Here is a 21636-nt window from a genome sequence, read left to right as displayed (position 1 = left end):
TATGTGGATTTATGAGAAGAAATTACAATACCCAGTTAAAGTAAGCACCTGTAATCCAGCCCTTGCCAAATTATTAGTTGAACAGTACGGTGGTGCTGACGGCGAACTAGCTGCTGCCCTTCGTTACTTAAATCAGCGTTATACTATCCCTGACAAAGTCGTTGGCTTGCTAACCGATATCGGCACCGAAGAATTCGCACACCTAGAAATGATCGCTACAATGATTTATAAATTAACAAAAGATGCAACACCGGAACAAATGAAAGCTGCCGGATTAGACGCACAGTACGCTAATCACGATAGCGCTTTATTTTATCATAATGCAGGTGGTGTTCCTTTTACTGCTACTTATATTCAGGCAAAAGGAGACCCCATCGCAGATTTATATGAAGATATTGCCGCTGAAGAAAAAGCGCGCGCAACATATCAATGGCTCATTAACTTATCCGATGATCCAGATATAAATGACAGCTTACGCTTTTTACGTGAACGAGAAATTGTGCATTCACAACGCTTCCGAGAAGCAGTTGAAATTTTAAAAGAAGAACGTGATAAAAAGATTTTCTTTTAACACACATATCGTAACGATATGTGTGTTTTTTTATATGTAAAGTTAAATCCTTCCTAATTAACATATAAATAGTATATTTATTCAATTTAATGCATTATTTTTTAATTTTTATAAAATTCCCTCTTGCTTTCTAGTCATCAGACCTTTAAAATAATAACAGTTACTCGACAAATTATTTGAATTTTCGACAAAAATACTCATTAGGAGGATTTTCTTTATATGCGTACAACTTTAAAACCAGCGCAAATACTTTCGATTAGTTTACTACTATTCGCAGTTTTCTTCGGTGCTGGTAATATGATTTTCCCGCCCCTTCTCGGTCTTTCTTCCGGAGAGAACATGTGGGTTTCCATTACAGGATTTATTATTACAGACGTCGGTTTATCTTTACTAGCTATCGTCGCTGTTGCCCTTGCCGGTGGTAGTTTTAACACTTTAGCAAGCCGTGTTCATCCAAAATTCGCAGCAGTATTCGCTATCATTATTTATCTTTCAATCGGCCCACTATTTGTTATTCCACGAACTGGATCTGTATCTTACGAAATTGGGATTGCACCACTTTTCCCAGATCAATGGTATTCTATGTTGGCTTTTAGCGCTATTTTCTTTACAGTCGTTTACTTCCTATCATTAAATCCATCCAAATTAGTAGATCATATCGGTAAAATATTAACGCCAATTTTACTTGTAATTATTGCAATTATGGCAACAAAAGCAATTCTTTCACCAGGATCATTCACAGAACCTATCGGTGACTATAAAGACATCCCATTTTTCAAAGGATTTCTTGAAGGGTTTTTAACGTTAGATGCAATTGGGGCGCTCGTATTATCAACGATTGTTGTAAATGCAATTCGCCAAAACGGTATACAAGATAAAAAATCCATCGCAAAATATACAATTATTTGCGGAAGCATTGCTGCCCTTTTCTTAACAATTGTTTATTTCTTACTCGGTTATATCGGAGCTTCAAACGGAAACTTAGGACAATTCGAAAACGGTGGTCAGCTATTAGCTACGATTATGTATCAATTCTTTGGGACAAGCGGTAACGTTTTATTAAGTATCGCAATTATTTTCGCTTGTTTAACGACTGCAATCGGTGTTGTAAGTGCATTCGCAAACTATTTCGCAACAGTGTTAACGAATGTTTCATACAAGAAACTGGTACTATATGTTTGCATATTTAGCTTCATCATTTCAAACCTAGGCTTAAGCTTATTAATTAAAATTACATTACCTGTATTAATTATTTTATATCCAATTACAATCATTTTAATTTTCGTATCATTTATTGATAAATATACGAAACGTAAACCTTCTGTCTATATCGGAGCAATGATCGCTGCATTCCTTATTAGCTGTATTCATGCACTTGATAATGTGGAAATGATTCCAAACTTTATCGCTAATATCGTACACACAATTCCTTTTTATAACTTAGGAATCGGCTGGATTGTTCCGGCAATTATCGGTGGTATAATCGGATACTTTATTCCGCAAACAGAAGCTGAAGGTGAAGTTTCTACGAAATAAAAAAAGAAGCAAGCATTGATTATGCTTGCTTCTTTTTATTTTCACATCGTATGTTTAAAAGTAAATAACTCTTCTTTTGACTGCACAACAGATTGTTCTTCTTCTACAACTGGCTTCTTTATCTCTCCGCCTAACCTTACTTTTAACATCGCCTCTTCTATACTTTTTACAATCATATTTCCTGAAAAAATAGTAAGCCCGAAAAATGTAATTGGGACGAGAGGAATCCACGGATGCACTGTTAATGATCTAAAATAGACTCCTATTAAACCTGACCATTCATGTGTGTAAGAGTCTATTTCTTTTATCCCTATCGGTCCACCAAACTGGACTGTCCCGCCAAAAAACACCTCAAGTAACCCTAAATGAAGTAAAATAGTCAAGGTTTGAGTAAACTGCTGAAGAAATACGAGTATAAACGTCATATAGAGATGCGGAAAAAGGTGCTTTATAACAATATGTCTTCTTGATCCACCTAATATGCGCGCAGCATCAATAAATTCTTCCGTTTGTAATTTACGAACTTCCTTCGCCACATAAAGTGCAATAACTGGCATCACAAGCAGTACAAGTAATACAACTTGGAACGAAGCCCTTTCAAAAAAAGTTGTTGTTTCCTCTCCACTTCCAAATCTATTCACAGCTTGAAGAAAGAAATACGCAACCATAACTGTCGGAATAACTGTGAAACTATCAAAAAAAGCCTCAATCTTTGAAAAACCTCTTTTTATATATGTTCCGAGTATAACACCGAAAAACACACCTATTACCATTCTAAGTGCCGCAATTAAAATAGATATACCAATCGTCCACTTCGCGCCTTCAATGACTAAATGTAAAAGGTCATATCCTTTCAAGTCTGTCCCGAGTAAAAATTGTAGTGAAGGTGAAAACGGTGGCACTTCTGGATTTCCATCCGCATCATATTGCAGTGTAACTTTTTTAATCTGTCCATCATTCCATATCGTATTTCCGATGCTCAAAAGAACTAATAGGAGAAGAAACCCAATGCTTATCCAAAATCTTTTATCGTGTTTTATATACGTCCACATATTATAATCTCTCCTTCATCGCAGCTGGAATGAGATAATGAAACAATTTAAATATAATAAAAATCGGAATATAAATAAGCAGCACACTAACGATGAAAACCTCAACCCTAATACCCTCATACGATTTCAAAAACATAAAAATACCACTCGTATTAAAAATCCATTCTATAATATATAAATTAGATAGCATAAAAAAAACATTCGTTTTCGCAAAGAAAAGTGTACTAAGCAACACATTTCGTAAAATATGACGATTTAAAATATGAAAGCGATTCAGCCCTTTCGCTTTAGCAAATAGTACATAATCTTTTTCTAGCTCATTTTCAAAACGAAGCACTAACATTTTTACAAACATAATCGTTGTCGGTATACTCAAACATAATATTGGCAATCCTCTAATCGACTCGCCTCCAATTGACGCAATTTGAAAAGGTAAAAAACCTGTTTGTTTAAAAAACCATATAACTAAAATTTGTGATACTAAAATAAGAAGAATGTCTGGAATGGATTCTAGGAAGATAAGAAATGATTTAATTCGATGTTGTATACGCGGTGAACTACTCATAATCATATAAACGATACAAAATGCTACAAATAATGAAATGAAAAAAGCGGCCAAAAAAATAACAATCGTTTCTTTATAATGGATAAACAACTGTGGGAATAAAAATTTATCTCTCACATATTGCAAATTGGAGAGATCCATTAAGTTCAAAAATACTTCTTTTAAACTCTTTATGTACTCTGATACATGCAGCTCAAATCCATAAAATAATTTCGGCAGTGCCCCTAAAAAAATAATCCCCAAAATCGAAATAATAAATTGAATCGTCATTTCCATCCCATTCAAAAATACTTTTTTGACCATTTTTCCCCTTCTCTCTCTATGATTTACCCTTTAATTTTATTCTTAATTTTCTGAATTGTAAATATTCAAACGTAAAAAATCACTAGGTTATGATCCTAGTGATTCTTTATGTACATGTTTTTCTCTTTTCGCAAACGGCATATACACAATAAAACATCCAATAAGCGCTGCGAGTTCTAATGAAATAATGTAGTAAGGATGCGGTCCTAACATATCGAGTAATGAGGCAGTTTCTGGCTTATGAGCTAAAAACATATAATTTCCACCCGTTTTGTAATTCACAAACGAAACAATTGGAATCAATATGTTTAAAAATATCATTGTGCGTTTAATAGATTGTACTGTCGGACGATACCCTTCTACCCAGGTCATAAAGAGCGGTGCCCAAATGAGCAATACATGCGCAATGAAATATTCAATGAAACGAAAATGCGGAAAAGCATACTGCAAGTTTGGCGTTAAAATGGCTTGTGATGCACCGATAATTCCTGTGAAAAACACAATCTCATATATGCGATAACTTTTCGTTACAATCATAATTGACGCTAATAATAAACTAATCGTACATAACTCAAATGGTAATGAAGTGCCTAGGTCAAAAATCCCGGCTTTCCATTCCCACATATGAAGCCCAATTTCACTTACTATAAATAGAAATGCAATCGCATATCTAACCGTTATATTCCACTCAATTTGACGTAATACATCTTGGTATTGATATAGAAAAACGATCCCCACCAACATAATAAATAATATAATGGCATGTTGCCTTGAGTATGGAATAAATGGCTTTAATGGATGCGCACTAAAATAAGTTTCCATCTTCCTTCCTCCTCTCCTTCCTACAATATTATTGTAGGAAAGAAACAACGAGTCAATTCATTTGCTTAAGCTAGGACAACCTCTACCTTACATTTACATATTCATACCTTACAAAACTGTAAGGTTATTGTAAGCTAAAACGATTTGTCAGATTCTTCACCTCTTCTATACTTAATGTAGATACTAAAACGAACGAAAAGGTGATAAATAGATGAAGAAGAAAAATAAAGTGTTAATTACTAGTGTAGTAGCTATCGGAATTGCAGCTGGATCATATTTTGCATTTGCTGGTGGTGGTTCAGATGTTGCAATGGCATATAGCAGTTATAAAGTAACAGAAAAACAAATCGAAAACGCGCAAAAATTTGGCGGTGAAGTTATTCCAAACGGAATTGAAACTATTTCATTTGATCCAACAAAAGGCACGTATGAATTAGCGGTTAAAAAAGGCGATGAAGTGAAAAAAGGGCAGCTTCTGTTTAAATATAATGACCCCACTGCTAAACAAGGTGTAACGGAAGCAGAAATGCAAAAGAAAATCGCACAAAAAGAAGTAACATTGTTCCAAAAACAAATCGATGCAGCGAAACAAAAATTACAAAAAGATAAAAATGCAGGTCTTCCTCAGGAAGCATTAAAAGCATCGGAAGTCGAAGTGCAACAATTAGAATCACAACTTGAAATGAAAAAGTTTGAAGTTGAAAAATCTGATGAAATGATTAAAGCAGCAAAAGAGAAAGTAAACACTCTTTCTGTAACAAGTCCTGTTGATGGTGTAATTGATGATATCGTGAAAACTGCTGATGAAAAAACAGGTATGAGTGGCATTACTCTTCGTCATGCTGGTCAATTTAAAGTAAAAGGTCAACTTTCTGAATATGAGCTTGCTAGTATGAAAGTTGGGCAAGAAGTAACTGTTTCATCAAAAACGGTCGCTGGTAAGACTTGGACAGGAAAAGTAACGGAAATTGGTTCTACACCATTAAAGAGTATGGACGAAAATAAAACTGTTTCTAACTATCAATTCACTGTCACATTAGATAATAGTGAAGAATTACAAAACGGCTTCCACGTTTATGTAACAAGTAAATCTGGCGAAGCAACTGGTACAATTGTTCCGAAAAGCAGCATCGTGAAAAAAGGTGACAAAAATGTTGTCTTCGTTGTAAAAGATGGTAAAGCGAAAGAACAAGCGATTACTGTTGAATTCGAGACAGATAGCGAAGCAAAAGTTTCTGGAGTGAAAAAAGGAGAGCAAATTATCTCTAAACCTGAAAAAGACTTAAAAGATGGTATGGAGGTTGTCGCCCAGTGATTAACTTAAAAGGCATCACGAAATCCTTCCAAAATGGTGCAGAGTCCGTTCAAATATTACACGGAATTGACATAACACTAAACCAAGGAGAATTCACTTCTATAATGGGACCTTCTGGTTCTGGTAAATCAACTTTAATGAACATTATCGGTTGCTTAGATAAACCAACGACAGGTGCGTATGAATTAGCGGGACAAAATATTTCAAACATGTCTGAAACCGAACTTGCACGCGTTCGTAATAAAGAGATCGGGTTTGTATTTCAAAACTTCATGTTATTACCGAGACTTACAGCACTTCAAAATGTAGAACTACCTCTTATTTACGCTGGAGTCGATAAAAAAGAAAGACGTGAACGCTCATTAGCCGCTTTAACAAAAGTTGGTTTAGCGGATCGAGCTACTCACTTACCGAACGAATTATCCGGTGGTCAAAAGCAGCGTGTTGCCGTTGCCCGTGCAATTGTAAATAACCCAAAATTCATTTTAGCTGATGAACCAACGGGTGCACTTGATACGAAAACGAGTACACAAATTATGGACCTCTTTTACGAATTAAACAAACAAGGCTCAACAATCATTATGATTACCCATGATCGTGAAATCGGGGAAGCTGCAGCACGTCAAATTGTAATTCGTGACGGAAATATCGTCCAAGATTGGAGAGGTTAATTTTGAACACGAGTGAAAATATACGCATGGCCCTTTCCTCTATCTTTGCTCATAAAATGCGTTCTATATTAACAATGCTAGGTATTATTATTGGTATTAGCGCCATTATTACTATCATTTCAATGGGTGATGGTACAAATGCAAAGTTTAAAAAAGAGTTAGGCCAAGGAAAAGATACAGAAGTAACGATTTACTACAACAACCCTGATTACGGAACTGATAGTGCCAAAATTACAGCTGATATGTTAAAACGTCTTCAAACTGTGCCAGGTGTTAAAGATGTTTATCCAGATGTAAGTATGAAAGTAAAAGCATCTTCTGGTTCAAAAGATGTCTCTCTTGATTTAAGAGGTGGAACAGGCGCCTTCATGACAGATGCGAAAATAAAATTAGTTCACGGTCGTGAATTAAATGATAGTGAATTAAAGCAAGCGATTCCTGCTGTTATTTTAAATGAAGAAGCTTTCAATAAATTATTTAACGGCTGGGAATCAAATTTATACACTGACATAAAAGGAAAGCCATATAAAGTAGTCGGTGTGTATGAAACGAAAAATGATTTCGGAATGGCTATGTCAGAAGGTTATACATCACTTGAAAACGCTCCTGTAATCTCAGGAGTAACTGAGTATGACTCTGTAAGATTAATATTAACTTCACCAGCAGAACGTAAAAGTGTAGAAAAACAAGCCGCTTCTGTTTTAAACGATATGAAAGCTCCTAAATTTGAGCATAAATTTGAAGCTCAAGATATGGGTGAATTTACGAAGCAACTAGATGAATCAATCGGTATGATGAAAATGGTATTCGGTGGTATCGCTGCTATTTCATTACTTGTTGGTGGTATCGGTGTAATGAACATCATGCTTGTATCTGTAACAGAACGTACACGTGAGATTGGTATTCGTAAAGCACTTGGTGCAACACGCGGTAAAGTATTAACGCAATTCTTAATCGAATCTTGTATTTTAACAGGACTAGGTGGTTTTATCGGATTCATGCTCGGTATTTTCTTCGCTTGGATCGTCTCAATCTTTGCCGGATGGCCACTTGTTATCTCAAAAGAACTTGGACTTCTTTCAGTAGGTATTTCAATGCTAATCGGTATTGCATTCGGACTACTACCAGCTAACAAAGCTGCAAAACTTGATCCAATTGAATGTTTACGATATGAGTAAATAAAAAACGTAGGAGTGTACACTCCTACGTTTTTTATTTACCTATCAAATTGTGTTTCTTCTATTATATATGTTTCACGTTACAACTATCTTTCTAATACTCTTCATTCTTTATAGATACTCGGGCTATTATCGAATCCTATTATTGCAAAAATAATATGTAATAGACAAAATACAAGGCGTAATTTTTTCCATGCATCGACTTATTTTGTAACAATTCTATCGATATTTCATTAAATTTCACCTCATTTATATATTTCCACAGTCAAAAATATTATTATTTTATAACTAAATTTTCGTTTCGACAGTAAAACACACCATTTTTGTAATACTACAGAAAACAATTAGAAACATTTCTGTAACATTATTAACGTTATAGAAATTGAAATACCACTCATTTTATGTTTCACACGCTCTAATCCTCCAAAAAACAATAAGGAAGCGCTATCAGGTTATTTATGGAATTATTACAGAATATTAATGCCCCGTTACGAAAGCTTTGTAATTTTATGTTTTTCGCAAATAAGAAAATAATGGTTGCTATAATGAGGTCAACGAAAACAAATGCAATGGAGGCTATTATGAAAAAATTTATGGGTATAGCAACAGCAGCGGTTTTTGGTCTTGGGATTTTCACAACATCTGCTAAAGCAGAAACAATCGTAACGACTGACGTACTAAACGTACGAGAAAACCCAACTACTGAATCAAAAGTTGTAGGAAAATTATTAGATGGATATAAAGTAAATGTTTTACATACAGAAAACGGATGGTCAAAAGTTAAATTGAATAGCGGTAAAGAAGCTTTCATAAGCGCTGACTATACGAAAGATACTTACTACGTAACAGCAAACGTATTAAACGTACGTGCTGGAGCAAACACAGACTCAGAAATTCTTGGTAAGTTGAAACAAGATGATGTAATCGAAACAACACACGAAGTGCAAAATGACTGGATTCAATTTGAATATAACGGAAAAACAGCTTATGTTCATGTTCCTTACTTAACAGGTAAAGCACCAGTTAAAGTTCAACCAGCAGTTAAAGTTGAAAAAGCAATTAAAGTTCAAGACACAGCTAAAGTTCGTGAAGCAGTTAAAGCTGGTGAAGTAGCTGAAACTCAAGCAAAAGCTAAAGCAGAGGAAGCAACTAAAGCTCGTGAAGTAGCTGAAGCTCAAGCAGAAGTTAAAGCTCAGGAAGCAGCTAAAGCTCGTGAAGAAGCTAAGGCTCAAGCAGAAGCTAAAGCTCAGGCAGATGCTGAAGCTCAAGCAGAAGCTAAAGCAGAGGAAGCAGCTAAAGCTCGTGAAGAAGCTAAAGCTCAGGCAGCAGCTGAAGTTCAAGCAGCGGCTAAGGCTCAAGAAGCAGCTAAAGCTCGTGAAGCGGCTAAAGCTCAAGCAGATGCTGAAGCTCGTGAAGCAGCTAAGGCTCAGGAAGCAGCTGAAGCTCGTGAAACGGCTAAGGCTCAAGAAGCAGCTAAAGCTCAAAAACCAGCCACACAAAAACCTGTTGCAAAAGAAACTGAAACAAGCACACCATCATCTTCTCGTGAGTTAAGAGTTGTAGCAACAGCTTACACAGCAGATCCACTTGAAAATGGTTATAAAGCAGGCGACCAAGTAAAATCAGCTTTAGGTCACAACTTAACAGCAAATCCAAACATGAAACTAATTGCAGTTGATCCAAGTGTCATTCCATTAGGTTCAAAAGTATGGGTTGAAGGTTACGGAGTAGCAATCGCTGGTGATACTGGTGGAGCTATTAAAGGAAATAAAATCGACGTTTTAATGCCAGATAAAGGCACTTCAAGTAACTGGGGACGTAAAACAGTTACAGTGAAAATTTTAAACTAATTACTATAAAAAAAGAGTCAGTCTCATTGTTGAGGCTGACTCTTTTTTTTACTCTATTAAACTACTGAAAAATGTCACAGTAAATGAAATTATATCAACGATTTTTCAAATATATCTATCGTAACCTACAATATATCAACGATTTTTCGAATATATCTATCGTAACTTATAATATATCAACGATTCGACAAGAAATATCGATTTATCGACAAATTTTTACATTAAAAGCACTTTACTATTAAAAAGGCGTTCCAAAATTTAGAACGCCCCCTATCTTCCCTATTCCACACAAGTAAACTGCGTCCAAGCTCCTACATAATCTAGTAAGAATAACTCTTCTTCTGCAATTGTACCGACAATGTTTTTCCGTTCATCTATCGGCATTTCTTTCAAGATGATTTGCAGTTCACCTTTATACTTTCCGAATGAGTTATTACCAATTACAACTTGCCCTCTTTCCTGTAGCACACTTTCGCGCACCGGGAAGTCATAGTCTTTGTACTTTTTACGCACTTCTGTAGAACGTACCATATATTCTGTTATGTCGCCGCGTCTTACGTGTAATTCTTGCAGCGTCGCTTTCTTCTCTACTTCCGTTGCTTCGTCTACAAAGTGTACCTTTAGCTGTAACATGTAACGATTTAAGTTTCCTAATTTCTCTAACTCTTCTTCACTCGCATAAGCATTTCCGATAATGACATCATCAATTAGCCCTGTTGCCCATAAATGCTTCGCTTGTACTTCAATTGGTAAATTACGATGCTCTTCTAACGTACATAAACCGTCGTTAATATCCCATGGACCGATGTTTGCGGCATTTGATGTAATAAAGGCTGCACTGCGAATACCGTGCTTTTTAAAACGTTCACTACATCGAATGAAATAATCGTACGGAAGACCAGTAAACTTTTGTGGATAAAAATTATGGCAACCGATTAAAGCTGATTTATTCGCTTGATGCGAAAGAATATTTTCTAAGTACGCAATATCGTTACTTACATTTAACTCAATTTTTAAACCGTACGGATTATTCGTCATTTTCGCTTCCGTTAATCCGTCAAAACCTACATCTAAACGAATACCGTCTGCGCCTAATTCTGCGAAAAATAATAGATTGCTATAACTAATACCAAGCTGATCAAACACAGCTGGAGCTACATCTAAAATAACTTCCATATTGTTATCTTTTGCGTGATTAATAATCTCTTTAAATTCAGCTACAATTTCTTCTTTTGGACGATTCACAGATAACAAACAAGTAAATATTCTTGAAAAACCGTGTCGTGCCGCTGCGGAAATATAAGCCATATCTTTTTCTTTCGTTGAATGCTCTGGATAAAGTGAAATTCCTAATTTACGCTCCATGCTTTTGCATCTCCTTCACACGTTGTATTAATGCCATGCTCGTAAATCTATATTTTGCAGATAAACATGTTGCACATAAAATTGTCGGTACAATAATTACGTACGGTGAGTGTAGACCTAAAATTACATATGCACCCATTGAACAACCGATAAACAAAACTGATACGAGTAGTAAAACTAATAAAGATTTACTTTGTACCCATTTCGAATAATGAGCAATGCATTGTCCGATCACAAATGTAATTAAGATGATAATTGCTCCGAGCATTCTGTTTTCTCCTCTCCTGCTATTTGTTGTTTCTCATACATTTTGAAGAATGGATAGTAAATAATAAATGAGATTACAAAGTTAATAATTACAAGTACGCCAGCCATAATTGTCCAGTCCGTACTAATCACTGCTGCAATTGGCGCTAACATCGTAAATGGCAACTTCGCCATCATAAGTGGAATCATACCTGAAACAACTGCGAAATATGATACCGTCGTTGTAACTAACGGTGTAATAACGAACGGAATAATTAAGATTGGGTTCATTACAATCGGTGCCCCGAAAATAATTGGCTCGTTAATATTGAATAAACCTGGCACGAATGATAATCTACCTAACTCTTTTAAGAACTTAGATTTAGAGAACATAAACATAATGACTAAAGCTAACGTTGAACCCGACCCACCAATCCATACGAACCATTGAATAAATTGCTCTTTAAATAAGTTTGGTAACTGATGTGCATTTCCTGTAGCCGTGAACACTTCCATATTTTCAAGAATTGCTGAATCCCACATCGGACGAATGATTGGTCCTAAAATCGCTGGGCCATGAATACCGAATGACCAGAAGAACACGATTAAAAATACTGTTAATAGACCGCCGAATAAATTGTTTCCTACTAATACTGACTTTAATGGTGCAATTAAATATGTGATTGCTGTATTTACATCAAATTTTAAACCGTAACGAATACCCCAGAATAAAAGAATAACAACTAAAGTTGGAATTAATGCTGCAAACGAGTTTGCAACTGCTGGTGGTACACTTTCTGGTAATTTAATCGAAATATTATGCTTAATCATAAAATGATAAATTTCTACTGCAATTAATGCAGTAACAATTGCGCCGAATAAAGACGTGGCACTTAATGTTCCTACTGAAATGTATCTACCCGCATCAATAACACCTGGTACAGCTTTCGTAATTTGAATTGGTTCAACTGATGCTAATAAAAAGGCGAGTACAGAGAGTAACCCTGCGCTTAATTGATTGAGCTGATAAAAATTAGCGAGCGAAGCCCCTACCCCAAAAGCTGCGTATAATGCCATTAAGCCTACTGTAAATCGGAATGGAATATCTAAAATATGACGAAACGGTGCAATCCACTCCATATATGCATCAATTGGTAAGTTTAAAAAGATAACGAAAAATGATCCGACGATCGTTAATGGTAATGTAGAAATAACCCCGTTTCGAATTGCTAATAAATGTCGCTGTCCTGCAATCTTTTGCGTTGTTGGCATAATCTTCTGTTCCATAAAACTCATAAACCCATTCATCAATAGCCCTCCCTTTGTTCAATATAACCAAAAGTTATAACATTATAATGTTTATGTTTAAAAAAATATAATTACGCTAAAACTAATTCTTCTGCCTGCTTAAGTACTTTCAAACCGTCACACATGCCATAATCTCGTTGGTTTATAATAGCAACTGGTATATCGTATGACTTTGCAAGAAACGCTACGGCCGGAAATAAATATTTCACTTGCGGACCAATTAAAACGACATCTGCTTCCTTAATTTCAAGCTTCACAAGTTCTGAATCAACTGCCTTAATTTTATAATCCTTCCCTTGTTTCTTCGCCTCTTCTTGCATTTTTCTTACAACCATACTCGTTGACATACCTGCAGCACAACATAATAAAATATACATATTATACTGTCACTTTCTCTTCCACACGTTTATGAAGAGCGATAAATTCTTCAGCAAGTTCTTTCACTGTAATTGCATTCATTAAATGATCTTGTGCATGCACTAACAGTAAACTTATTTCTGCATGATTTCCTCTTGCTTCCTCTTGAATTAAATCCGTCTGAATACGATGAGCTGCTGAAATTTCTTCACTAGCAAGTTCCATCTTTTCACTCGCATTCTCAAAATCTCCTTGTCTTGCAAAAGCGATTGCTTCAAGCGCCGCGCTTCTCGCGTTGCCACCATGTAAAATTAACGCAAATGGAGTTTGCATATCAGTCATTTTAACTTCCCCCAAGCTTTGTTTTTCTATATGTTCATCTTATTATGAAAACGCATACAATTAAACATAAAAAACTTCCGTTATGTAACGGAAGTTTTTATATACTTTTTCAATACGATAATAAAATCTCTTGAAAACCTTCAATTAATTCAGCCTGAGTTAATTTCTCTATCGTATTCTGATTAGACATAATATCATATAAAAAATCATAAAGCCGTTGCAAATCTTCATTATTATTGCGCTTCACACTAAATAAAATAATCAATTGTACTTTTTTATCTCCCCAATCAACAGCCTTATCAAGTGTACAAAACATCAAAAATGTTTCCTCACTTAATAACTGCATCGGATGCGGAATCGCCACTAAATTCCCAACCGCTGTCGGAGATGTATTTTCTCTTTCCATAACAGAAGCATAAAAATTTTCTGGCACATAGTTTTTCTCAGCGGCTTTCTCACATAAAAATTGAATAACTTCTTCTTTCGTAGAAGCGCTACGATTTAAAAAGATTAAATCTTCTTTTATATATTGCTGCACACTATTATTCACATGCGTAAACAATTGCTGACCAATCGATTTAATCTCTTTATCATCAAATATTGAGTTCACTTTTATAACTGGAACAGGCAAACCACTAGGTATATGAATCGTACTAATAATACAATCTATTTTGTCTTTATAAAGGTCTTCTACTTTCAATTGATAATAGCCTGTAATACCTACAATCTCTAATTTATCTCGAAACTGTGATAAAATTTTATATTTTAATAGTTGTGCACTCCCTTGACCAGTCGCACAAACTAATAAACATCTTTTCTTTTGATTCTGCTCCTGCAAACGGCTCATCGCTCCGCCGAAATGAATAGCAATATAACCAATTTCACTTTCAGGGATCGATTCACCCGTATATTCACCAATTATATCTCCAACGAGAACCGCAATTTCAAAAGCATACGGATAATTCTTTTTCACTTCTGCCAAAAGAGGATTTCTCGTATTTAACTTATACTTCAAACGATTTAATAACGTTTTTAAATGAACACCAAATCCAAATAATAATTCTTCATCATAATAAAAAATAAGATTCCGTTCTTCCGCTACTTTAAAAAGAATATGTTGCATAAATGCATATATATCTTTTCCTAATAGTTCTTCTACATTTTCATAGCGATCTCTCGCTGTAACAGCAGTACTTAACAAATGCACCGTCACATATAATACTTCTTCTTCTGGAAATAAAAGTTTTAACTCTTTCTCTAAATCTCCTAAAATCTGCTTCGCAATTGTATATTCTTTCTTTATTATAAGTTCTGATTGCTCCACATGCAGTCCTGTCATATAATGTTGACTTTGACAACGCTTTAATGCGATTGCAATATGAATAACTAGATTATCAATTTCTATATCAGATAAATATATTGTTCCACCCTCAATATACTTTAATATAATTGAACGAATGAGTGATATATGAGGTAACGATACATATGTATCCGTCTGCTCAAATTGCTCATGAAACGGAGTATGTTCATAACGTGGTAAACCATATTGTGATAAACAAGAACGAATATTAAATTCCTCTCCCACAATACGTATACCATAATACGGTCTCTTTTCAATTTGCAATGTATAGCGACCGCATATATCTGTAACATCTTTCATAATTAAATTTACAGTTGATTTACTCACGTAAATTTCTTCTGCTAACTGCGAAAGCTTCACATATCCTTCTGTCGTTAAAACACGTTGTAAAATATACGCAACTCTTTCTTCATAAGAAGTTGGGATCTTTTCCGTCTGTTTTTGAAATAGACTCACACAAAACTCTTCAAATATCTTCGTTTGTATAATTTCTAGTTCATATCCAGTCCCTCTTTGCGATTCGATTTTCGCTCCGTTTTCTTCCAATATATCATTTAATAATTTTATATCTTTTTGAATCGTCTTCGTTGATACATGTAATCGGTTCGCTAAAAAAGCTCGATTTAACATCGATTTCTCTTCTAAAAACTCCTCTAAAATAGAAATTAATCGCTGATGCACCTTTGTCATAGCTCTTCCTCTCGCTCTTTATATATAAAGGGGGAAAAGCTACTGAAATCAGTAGTTTTTCCCCTTTATATTCTCTCTATTTCTTTAATGTAAATCCGAATTTATCCCAAGCATGTAAATAATCTAGTAAGAAAATCTCTTCTTCTATAATTCGACCAACTACATTTGTTTTTCCTGTATTCACCATATCTTTTAATGCAATTTGTAATTCACCTTTATACTGGCCATATTGCTCATTATCAATTAAAAGATCGCCACGCTTAATTTCACGCGTATTATGAGGTTTAAACTCTTCTTTTTTATATTTCACACGACTTTGTGTAGAACGAATCATATATTCAGATACATCCCCGCGATAAAAATGAGGTTCTTCTAATACGATAATTCTTTCTAAATTTGTCGTTGTATCGTATAGTTCTATATCAAATGTTTGTTTCTCTTTATTTAACGCACCTAGTGCTTGTAATTCTTCTTCTGAAGCATAAACGTTTGCAATGATAACATCATTAATTAATTCTGTCGCAAATAAATGCTTCGCTTGCGTTGTCATCGGTAATTCACGATGCTCTTCTAACGTACATAAACCTTCTGTTACTGGCCAAGGTCCGTATGTTGCATCAAATGATGAAATAAATGCAGCTGTTCTCATGCCGTAATCTTTAAATTGTTTCGAGCATGTAATGAAATGATCGTATGATAACCCCGAATAGCGGTGCGGATAAAAATTATGACAGCCAATTAAATTTTCACGATTTGGTCTATGACTCATAATGTTATCTACATACTTCGTACCATTGCTCATATTAATCTCAATTTTCAAACCATACGGATTATAAGTCATAATTGATTCTTCTAATCCTGAGAAACCAACATCTAAACGAATACCGTACGCACCTAATTCATGGAAGAATGATAAATCATTATACGAAATACCTAATTGTTCAAAAACAGATGGACTAATATCAACTAATACTTGGAACCCTAATGCATTCGCATGAGAGATCGTTTCTTTAAATTCTTCAATAATTTTCTCTTTTTCTCCATCCACAGATAGTAAACATGTGAACACACGTGTAAATCCGTATTTACTTGCTAATGTTACATATTCCTTATCTTTCTCTACCGTTGAATGTTCTGGATAAATAGAAATACCTAATCGTCTCATATGTACACGCCTCTTTCTTCATTGTTTTGTAAACCTTTTCAAATATATGTAGTAAAAAAGTATATATCCCCTTCTCATTCACTACCTTTTGAATCCGCTTTCTTTAAAGAAAAAACAATTTCTATCATTCATAACAACTACAAGTCTATACATCTATACTTTACATCTTTTTTTCATAGTTGTGTAGCGTTTACACAAATTTGTCAGTTTTTCATTTTAAAAATTGTTATCCGCTTTCAAGACACCTTCCTTGACTGCTACATTGACCAATACATATACTCAAAAGAAAAGAGATAAAGTGAAACTTTAATCAGTGGGGGTTTTGTTCATCCCCCACCGATTATTAGCCTTCACCAATCGGGCGTTTGCTGGCAGCAGGGCTTCCACCTAACTTCTTTGCTCCAGCCAGATTTTGAGGTGGGAATTTTACTGTCCGCAAATAGCGGAAAAAATGTATATAGGGGATGAATATATGGGAGAGGCAATACTCGTAAAACGAGAACCGTTATGGACAAAAGAGTTTGTTGCTTTAATTTTTGCAAACTTATGTATGTTTTTAGGGTTTCAAATGTTAATTCCAACTTTACCTGTTTATGTGAAAGAAATCGGTGGCACAAGTTCAAATATCGGATTGGTCGTCGGTATGTTTACCGTTGCGGCACTTTTTGTTAGACCGCTAACTGGAAACGCCTTACAGAAATTTAATAAAAAAATCATTTTAATGATCGGTACTGCTATTTGTTTACTCGCTATGGGCAGTTACCTTTTCGCCTCTACCATTTTTCTCTTGCTTGCCGTTCGTATTTTACACGGAGCTGGCTTCGGTATTACAACGACTACATATGGAACTGTCGTTTCTGATTTAATTCCAGCAGCTCGCCGCGGAGAAGGCATGGGATATTTCGGACTTTCTGGAACCATTGCAATGGCTCTCGGCCCACTAATCGGACTATGGCTTATGCAAGCATATAATTTCAACGTTCTTTTTTTATGTGCACTTTCATGCACAATCGTTTCATTAATTTTAACGAAACTACTTCAAATCCAAAAAACGAAACAACCACCAAAACAATCATCGGGTACTTTTCTCGATGGATTTATTGAGCGCAAAGCTTTACTTCCTTCATTATTAATATTATGTATTACATTAATGTACGGAGGAATCGGCAGCTTTATCACACTATTTGCTACCGAAGTTGGCATTGCTGATATTAGTCTCTTCTTTTTATGTAACGCGCTAGCAATCGCTGTAACTCGTCCATTTTCCGGAAAGTTATATGATGCGAAAGGCCATACATTCGTCATCATTCCAGGGGGTATTATAACGTTCGCAGGTATTATTTTATTGTCGTATACAACGACAATTCCGAGCTTAGTTATTGCGGCAGCCTGTTACGGAAGTGGCTTCGGAGCGATTCAGCCTGCGCTACAAGCATGGATGATCGACCGAGTAGCACCGCACCGCCGAGGAGTCGCAACAGCTACATTCTTCTCAGCATTTGACCTTGGAATTGGTGCGGGAGCGATTATTTTCGGATTCATTGCACATTTTACAAACTATGCGACTGTATATCGTTATTCTTCCCTATTACTTATTGCTTTTCTGTTCATTTACATTACAAGTATAAGAAAACAAAAGCACGGAGATAAAAATACAGAAAAAGCTGCTGGATAATTTAGCGGCTTTTTTTCTTGCAAAAAAAGACTACTTAATAAATATTAAACCCCATGTTGGCTTTATAAAACTACATGCATTTCCCTACATATTTTTTTAACTATCATCAAAAAATATACAATGAACTTGTAGAAGATTTCTTTGATATACAATTGAATAATACTATTCTAAAAAGTGTGATTTCTTTACAAAAACACTATTTACAAAAGACGAAAACCATTAAAATACAGCTGTTTCTTTAAAGAATTGTAAACTTTTCACCTCTTTGTAAATTTAGTGTAAATTTTACTAGCAAACCGTTTACAGTGCCTCAAGGTTTAGTTAATAATTACATCGTACATGAAATTTAAGGAGTGGAATGCGTGGAATATAATGTTCAAGAAATGATCTTCCAATTCATTGGTGGATTAGGTATTTTCTTATTCGGGATTAAATACATGGGCGATGGACTGCAACAAGCAGCTGGAGATCGTCTTCGCGATATTTTAGATCGTTTTACAACGAACCCACTTATGGGTGTACTAGCAGGTATGTTAGTTACTGTATTAATTCAATCAAGTTCAGGAACAACCGCTTTAACAGTTGGACTTGTAAGTGCCGGATTTATGACATTAAGACAAGCAATTGGTGTTATTATGGGTGCGAACATCGGTACGACAGTTACTGCATTTATTATCGGGATTAAAATCGGAGAATACGCTCTCCCAGTTATGGCAGTTGGAGCGATTTTACTATTCTTCTTTAAAAATAAAAAAGTACATTCTGTAGGTCAAGTTGTATTCGGTTTTGGTATGTTATTCTTCGGTTTAGAATTAATGAGCGCAGGTATGAAACCTCTTCGTTCATTAGAGGCATTCCAAGATTTAATGATTAGCATGAGTGATAATCCAATTTTAGGAATTATTGTCGGTACAGTCTTCACTTTAATTGTACAAAGCTCAAGCGCAACAATCGGTATTTTACAAGAATTATTCGGTCAAGGTGCAATCGATTTACAAGCTGCCCTTCCTGTATTATTCGGTGATAACATCGGTACGACAATTACAGCAGTATTAGCAGCAATCGGTACTTCAATTGCAGCAAGACGTGCAGCATTAGTTCACGTTATCTTTAATATTATCGGTACCATTATTTTTACGATTATATTGATACCATTTACAAATTTAATTCAATATTTCCAAACGTCATTAAACTTGAATCCAGAAATGACAATTGCATTTGCACATGGAACATTTAACGTAACGAATACAATCATTCAGTTCCCATTCATTGCAGTATTAGCCTGGATTGTAACAAAAATTATTCGTGGTGAAGATGCATCTATTAACTTCAAACCACAACATTTAAATCCAATCTTTATTGAACAATCTCCAGCTATTGCTTTAACAGAAGCTCAAAAAGAGATTATCCGTATGGCGGAGTTTTCATTAGATGGATTAAAAGAAGCAAACCAGTTTTTAAATACACAAGACAAAAAACACGCTAATATGGCTACTCAATTAGAAGGAGCTATTAACAATTTAGATAAAAAAATTACCGAGTATTTAGTTTTACTATCAGAAAAACCACTTTCATCAGCAGATTCTGAGAAGCATTCTGTTTTAGCTGGTGTTGTTGGAGATATTGAACGTGTCGGTGATCATGTAGAAAACCTTGTAGAACTTGTAGATTTCCAAATTTCAAACCGCGTTTCACTATCAGACGACGCACTAACTGAATTAAATGAAATGCTTGAATTAACAATTTCAACATTACAAGATGCAATCAATGCTTTAACAAACTTTGACACTGAACTAGCTCAAACTGTTATTGCAAAAGAACGTAAAATCGACCAAATGGAACGTGTTCTTCGCAAACGTCACGTAATACGTCTAAACGAACGCAGCTGTTCAGGCGATGCAAGCATCATCTTCGTTGACATGGTAAGTAACTTAGAGCGTATCGGTGATCACGCTGTAAATATCGCTGACGGTGTTTTAGGTGAACAAGGAAAAATCAATTTAAAACAATCATTATAATAGGAAAGAGACGCTCAAGTTAGCGTCTCTTTTTTATTTCATATTTACAACTGTTCTTCCTTTTAACTTTCCTTGCAATATGAGCGAAAACTTCTCATCTAATTTTTCTAATGTACATTCTTCTGTATATGATAATAGTTCTAAGTTTTTCCACTCTGTCGCTAACAATGCCCACACTTCTCTTCTCATATCTACTGGACATTGTACGGAATCTATTCCTACAAGGCTAATACCTCGCAAAATAAACGGATATACTGTTGTGTGTAATTCATGCCCTGCCACATTACCACATGTCGTTACACAACCGGCATATCGTACCAATTTCAATGCTGTTTCTAACATCTTTCCGCCCACAGTATCGATAACCCCGGCGTATATTCCTTTAAGCATTGGCCTTCCTGATTCATCACTCAACTCTACACGCTGAATTACCTTCTTTGCTCCTAAACGTAGTAACATCTCTTCTTCTTCCAATTTCCCTGTTGCTCCGACTACGTTATATCCTAACTTACTTAAAATACTAACCGCTACACTACCTACACCGCCCGTAGCACCAGTTACTAAAACATCTCCCATATTAGGCATAATTCCTGCTCCAATGAGCTTATATACCGATAGTGCAGCTGTAAAACCAGCTGTCCCATACATCATACTTTCCTTCAAAGACATTCCTTCTGGTAAAGAAACAATCCAAGATGATGGCACGCGAATATATTCTCCGAATCCACCAGACGTATTCATACCTAAATCATACCCCGTTACAATAACTTGATCCCCTACCTTAAAGGAACCATCTTCACTACTCACAACTTCTCCTGCAGCATCGATTCCTGGCGTATGAGGATATGTTCTCGTTACACCTTTATTACCAGTAGCTGAAAGCGCATCTTTATAATTTAATGAAGAGTAATGAACTCGTATTAGCACATCTCCTTCAGGTAAAAGATTGATTTCTCTCTCGACAAGCTTTCTTTCAAATTGATTATTTTCTTTTTCTTTCACGACGATTGCTCGGAATGATGTATGACCCATTATGCTCTCTCCTTCATCCGTAAAATTCTTCTTTATTATATAGAAGAAATAAGTAGTACTACCAATTTCTTATTGGCTATATTTCAACAAATCTTACTTCTCTCTCACTTTCTCACAATATATATTTTCATTTCTACTAAAAAAACATATACTTATCCTACATCTGAAAAATAACATATAGAAAATCTGACTTTTTATAAATAAATTGAATTTTT

At 35.2% G+C, this 21636-nt stretch carries 19 protein-coding genes; 8 read left to right on the top strand and 11 right to left on the bottom strand.

Going from position 1 to position 21636, the window contains the following annotated elements; all coding sequences use genetic code 11:
* Position 1: 1 nt before the first annotated feature.
* Entirely contained in the window at positions 2-571 is a 570-nt protein-coding gene (gene cotJC / locus MHB70_RS03305; protein ID WP_000265285.1) for a spore coat protein CotJC, read from the top strand.
* 219 nt (positions 572-790) lie between these two features.
* Positions 791-2107, top strand: a complete 1317-nt coding sequence (gene brnQ2 / locus MHB70_RS03300) for a branched-chain amino acid transport system II carrier protein BrnQ2 (protein WP_001260922.1) — start codon at positions 791-793, stop codon at positions 2105-2107.
* Between the two features lie 41 nt (positions 2108-2148).
* Here the strand turns inward: brnQ2 and MHB70_RS03295 are convergent, their stop codons facing one another.
* From MHB70_RS03295 to MHB70_RS03285, 3 genes are all read right to left on the bottom strand, one after another.
* Positions 2149-3159 (bottom strand): ABC transporter permease subunit, encoded by a 1011-nt coding sequence (locus MHB70_RS03295; RefSeq protein ID WP_061529750.1) that lies wholly within the window; start codon positions 3157-3159, stop codon positions 2149-2151.
* Between the two features lies 1 nt (position 3160).
* Entirely contained in the window at positions 3161-4027 is an 867-nt protein-coding gene (locus MHB70_RS03290; RefSeq protein ID WP_000239657.1) for an ABC transporter permease subunit, read from the bottom strand.
* An 87-nt stretch (positions 4028-4114) separates the two neighbouring features.
* Positions 4115-4849 carry a YwaF family protein gene (locus tag MHB70_RS03285; protein ID WP_000451314.1) on the bottom strand — a complete coding sequence of 245 codons (735 nt, stop codon included), beginning with the start codon at positions 4847-4849 and terminating at the stop codon, positions 4115-4117.
* Between the two features lie 211 nt (positions 4850-5060).
* On the opposite strand from MHB70_RS03285, the gene MHB70_RS03280 reads away from it, so the two are divergent.
* The 4 genes from MHB70_RS03280 (at position 5061) to entC (ending at position 9863) form a co-directional block, all read left to right on the top strand.
* On the top strand, positions 5061-6164 hold the full coding sequence (locus MHB70_RS03280) for an efflux RND transporter periplasmic adaptor subunit (protein ID WP_000728811.1): 1104 nt from the start codon (positions 5061-5063) through the stop codon (positions 6162-6164).
* Positions 6161-6835: an ABC transporter ATP-binding protein gene (locus MHB70_RS03275; RefSeq protein WP_000609095.1), complete on the top strand. Its 675-nt coding sequence runs from the start codon at positions 6161-6163 to the stop codon at positions 6833-6835. Before MHB70_RS03280 ends, MHB70_RS03275 begins: the two co-directional genes overlap by 4 nt.
* 26 nt (positions 6836-6861) lie before the next feature.
* On the top strand, positions 6862-8013 hold the full coding sequence (locus MHB70_RS03270) for an ABC transporter permease (RefSeq protein ID WP_002038017.1): 1152 nt from the start codon (positions 6862-6864) through the stop codon (positions 8011-8013).
* 458 nt (positions 8014-8471) lie between these two features.
* Positions 8472-9863: a cell wall-binding protein EntC gene (gene entC / locus MHB70_RS03265; protein ID WP_016090866.1), complete on the top strand. Its 1392-nt coding sequence runs from the start codon at positions 8472-8474 to the stop codon at positions 9861-9863.
* 279 nt (positions 9864-10142) lie between these two features.
* On the opposite strand, the gene MHB70_RS03260 is transcribed toward entC, so the two are convergent.
* The 7 genes from MHB70_RS03260 to MHB70_RS03230 all read right to left on the bottom strand — a co-directional run bounded on the left by MHB70_RS03260 (position 10143) and on the right by MHB70_RS03230 (position 16696).
* Positions 10143-11228 carry a DUF871 domain-containing protein gene (locus tag MHB70_RS03260; RefSeq protein ID WP_000440064.1) on the bottom strand — a complete coding sequence of 362 codons (1086 nt, stop codon included), beginning with the start codon at positions 11226-11228 and terminating at the stop codon, positions 10143-10145.
* Positions 11218-11496: a hypothetical protein gene (locus tag MHB70_RS03255; protein ID WP_000900038.1), complete on the bottom strand. Its 279-nt coding sequence runs from the start codon at positions 11494-11496 to the stop codon at positions 11218-11220. Before MHB70_RS03255 ends, MHB70_RS03260 begins: the two co-directional genes overlap by 11 nt.
* Positions 11472-12782, bottom strand: coding sequence for a PTS sugar transporter subunit IIC (locus tag MHB70_RS03250; RefSeq protein WP_061529764.1), 1311 nt, complete (start codon positions 12780-12782; stop codon positions 11472-11474). Before MHB70_RS03250 ends, MHB70_RS03255 begins: the two co-directional genes overlap by 25 nt.
* 71 nt (positions 12783-12853) lie before the next feature.
* The gene (locus MHB70_RS03245; protein ID WP_000275635.1) at positions 12854-13159 is read right to left on the bottom strand and encodes a PTS sugar transporter subunit IIB; all 306 of its coding nucleotides are present in this window, start codon (positions 13157-13159) and stop codon (positions 12854-12856) included.
* A 1-nt stretch (position 13160) separates the two neighbouring features.
* Positions 13161-13481, bottom strand: coding sequence for a PTS lactose/cellobiose transporter subunit IIA (locus MHB70_RS03240; protein WP_000131325.1), 321 nt, complete (start codon positions 13479-13481; stop codon positions 13161-13163).
* A 109-nt stretch (positions 13482-13590) separates the two neighbouring features.
* Positions 13591-15531, bottom strand: a complete 1941-nt coding sequence (locus tag MHB70_RS03235; RefSeq protein ID WP_000169808.1) for a BglG family transcription antiterminator — start codon at positions 15529-15531, stop codon at positions 13591-13593.
* Between the two features lie 76 nt (positions 15532-15607).
* On the bottom strand, positions 15608-16696 hold the full coding sequence (locus MHB70_RS03230) for a DUF871 domain-containing protein (protein ID WP_061529763.1): 1089 nt from the start codon (positions 16694-16696) through the stop codon (positions 15608-15610).
* 472 nt (positions 16697-17168) lie between these two features.
* Between MHB70_RS03230 and MHB70_RS03225 the strand changes: the two genes are divergently transcribed.
* Together MHB70_RS03225 and MHB70_RS03220 are read left to right on the top strand one after the other, a co-directional pair.
* Positions 17169-18371, top strand: coding sequence for an MFS transporter (locus MHB70_RS03225; protein ID WP_061529762.1), 1203 nt, complete (start codon positions 17169-17171; stop codon positions 18369-18371).
* Positions 18372-18733: 362 nt separating this feature from the next.
* Complete coding sequence (locus tag MHB70_RS03220) at positions 18734-20389, top strand: Na/Pi cotransporter family protein (protein ID WP_000456282.1); 1656 nt, start codon at positions 18734-18736, stop codon at positions 20387-20389.
* A 33-nt stretch (positions 20390-20422) separates the two neighbouring features.
* On the opposite strand, the gene MHB70_RS03215 is transcribed toward MHB70_RS03220, so the two are convergent.
* Positions 20423-21487, bottom strand: a complete 1065-nt coding sequence (locus MHB70_RS03215) for a YhdH/YhfP family quinone oxidoreductase (RefSeq protein WP_286675475.1) — start codon at positions 21485-21487, stop codon at positions 20423-20425.
* Positions 21488-21636: the final 149 nt, after the last annotated feature.

Origin of the sequence: Bacillus sp. FSL M7-1020 (assembly GCF_038050415.1) — a bacterium.
Lineage (GTDB): Bacteria > Bacillota > Bacilli > Bacillales > Bacillaceae_G > Bacillus_A > Bacillus_A toyonensis.
This window is presented reverse-complemented; position numbering and strand designations above follow the sequence as displayed.